This is a genomic window from Mesorhizobium sp. M1A.F.Ca.IN.020.06.1.1, assembly GCF_004023265.1.
In the GTDB taxonomy this organism is placed as follows: domain Bacteria; phylum Pseudomonadota; class Alphaproteobacteria; order Rhizobiales; family Rhizobiaceae; genus Mesorhizobium.
Window position 1 is genome coordinate 1 of record NZ_RZSR01000911.1, and the last position, 2,433, is coordinate 2,433.

Genomic DNA, 2,433 nt, shown 5'->3' on the forward strand with positions numbered 1-2,433 from the left:
GTGTGATCCTTGTTGAAAACCGGATCGGTTTCGGGGTCATGCGCCAAAATGGGAGATCGATGATGAATGCATTCCTGAAGTCATGCACGGCGTTGACGGTTGCGCTGACCTTCTCGGGTCAGGCGATCGCCCAGGTCAAGGAAGTCGGCAAGGGCGAGGGCGAGCTGAATATCGTCGCCTGGCCGGGCTATATCGAGCGGGGCGAGACCGACAAGAACTACGACTGGGTGACCGCCTTCGAGAAGGAGACCGGCTGCAAGGTCAACGTCAAGACCGCCAATACGTCGGACGAGATGGTCTCGCTGATGAACGAGGGCGGCTTCGACCTGGTGACGGCTTCTGGTGATGCTTCCCTGCGTCTCGTCGCCGGCAAGCGCGTGCAGCCGATCAACACCGACCTCATCAAGAGCTGGAAGACGGTCGACGACCGTCTCAAGGACGCGCCCTGGTTCACCGTCGACAAGGTGCATTACGGCGTGCCCTACCAGTGGGGCCCGAACATCCTGATGTACAACACCACCGTCTTCAAGGAAGCGCCCAAGAGCTGGAACGTCGTTTTCGAGGAGATGAAGCTGCCCGACGGCAAGTCGAACAAGGGGCGTGTCCAGGCCTATGACGGCCCGATCCACATTGCCGATGCCGCCAACTACCTGATGTTCCACAAGCCGGAATTGGGCATCAAGGACCCTTACGAGCTCAGCGAAGACCAGTACAAGGCGGCGCTCGATCTGCTGCGCACCCAGCGCACCCTGGTCGGCCGCTACTGGCATGACGCCGCAATCCAGGTCGACGATTTCCAGAACGAAGGCGTCGTCGCCTCCGGCTCGTGGCCGTATCAGGTGAACACGCTGGTCGCCGCCAAGAAGCCGGTCGCCTCGACCGTGCCGGAGGAGGGCGTCACCGGCTGGGCCGACACCACCATGATGGAAGCCGACGCCGCCCATCCGAACTGCGCCTATATGTGGCTCGAGCACTCGCTCTCGCCCAAGGTCCAGGGCGATGTGTCGTCCTGGTTCGGCTCTCTGCCGGTCGTGCCCGCCGCCTGCAAGGGCAATGAACTGCTGGGCGACGAGGGCTGCAAGACCAACGGTTACGACAATTTCGAGAAGATCAAGTTCTGGAAGACGCCGATATCGAAATGCGCCAGCCAGAATGACAAATGCGTGCCCTATTACCGCTGGGTGTCGGACTATATCGGCGTCATCGGCGGGCGGTGAGTTCGCCTAGCCTTTAGAAGTTGGCGCTGCCCCTCACCCTTACCCTCTCCCCGTGAAGAACGGGGAGAGGGGGGCGCCAGCGCTGGAGTTTGTCCCTTCTCCCCGTCTTTCACGCGGAGAAGGTGCCGGCAGGCGGACGAGGGGCAGCACAGACGCCCGAATTTGAGAGCCTGAACCTTCAGGACAGATCATGACCTCCGCCGTTTCCTTTAAACAAGTCTCGCGCCATTTCGGCAGCGTGCGCGCCGTCGATGCGGTCGATCTCGACATCGCGCCGGGCGAGTTCTTCGCCATGCTCGGGCCGTCCGGTTCCGGCAAGACGACCTGCCTCAGACTGATCGCCGGCTTCGAGCAGCCGACGGCCGGCTCGATCTCCATCTTCGGCGAGCGGGCCGAAGGCGTTCCGCCCTATCGCCGCAACGTCAACACCGTTTTCCAGGACTACGCGCTGTTCCCGCATCTGAACGTGCTCGACAACGTCGCTTACGGGCTGATGGTCAAGGGCGTCGGCAGGGTCGAACGGCTGAAGGCGGCGGAAGAGGCGCTCTCGCTGGTGCGCCTGCCGGGCTATGGGGCCCGGCGCCCCGGCCAACTCTCCGGCGGCCAACGCCAGCGCGTCGCGCTTGCCCGGGCGCTCGTCAACCAGCCCAAAGTGCTGCTGCTCGACGAGCCGCTCGGCGCGCTCGACCTCAAGCTGCGCGAGAACATGCAGGAAGAGCTGAAGTCGCTGCAGAAGGTGCTCGGCATCACCTTCGTCTTCGTCACTCACGACCAGGGCGAAGCCCTTTCCATGGCCGACCGTGTTGCCGTCTTCAACGACGGCAGAATCATGCAAGTCGGCACGCCGGAGGACATTTACCAGCGGCCGAGGACGCGTTTCGTCGCCGATTTCGTCGGCTCGTCCAACGTGCTGCCGCCGGATTTCGTGCAGCGCTATTCCGGCCAGCATCGCTGGGGCAGCCTCAGGCCTGAATCCATCCGCGTATCGGGCGCCACGAGCGGCGATGGCGTTGCCGCGCGTCTGGTCGGGACCAACTATCTCGGCGCCACCACAAGGCTGGCGCTGGATGCCGATGGGCTGAGGCTGCATGCCATGGTGCCGGCGGGGACCGCGCTCCCTGCCGAAGGCGAGGCGGTGATGCTCACCTTCAACCGCGAGCACCTGCATCTGATGGACGAGCCGGCATGATTGAGGTTTGTGCAAAGCACCCTCCTC

2 protein-coding genes are annotated in these 2,433 nt (G+C 63.4%); both read left to right on the forward strand.

Going from position 1 to position 2,433, the window contains the following annotated elements; genetic code table 11:
* Positions 1–62: 62 nt before the first annotated feature.
* Complete coding sequence (locus EOA60_RS28900; protein ID WP_095777615.1) at positions 63–1,217, forward strand: ABC transporter substrate-binding protein; 1,155 nt, start codon at positions 63–65, stop codon at positions 1,215–1,217.
* 190 nt (positions 1,218–1,407) lie between these two features.
* The gene (locus EOA60_RS28905) at positions 1,408–2,406 is read left to right on the forward strand and encodes an ABC transporter ATP-binding protein (RefSeq protein WP_095824287.1); all 999 of its coding nucleotides are present in this window, start codon (positions 1,408–1,410) and stop codon (positions 2,404–2,406) included.
* The last annotated feature ends 27 nt before the right edge of the window (positions 2,407–2,433 follow it).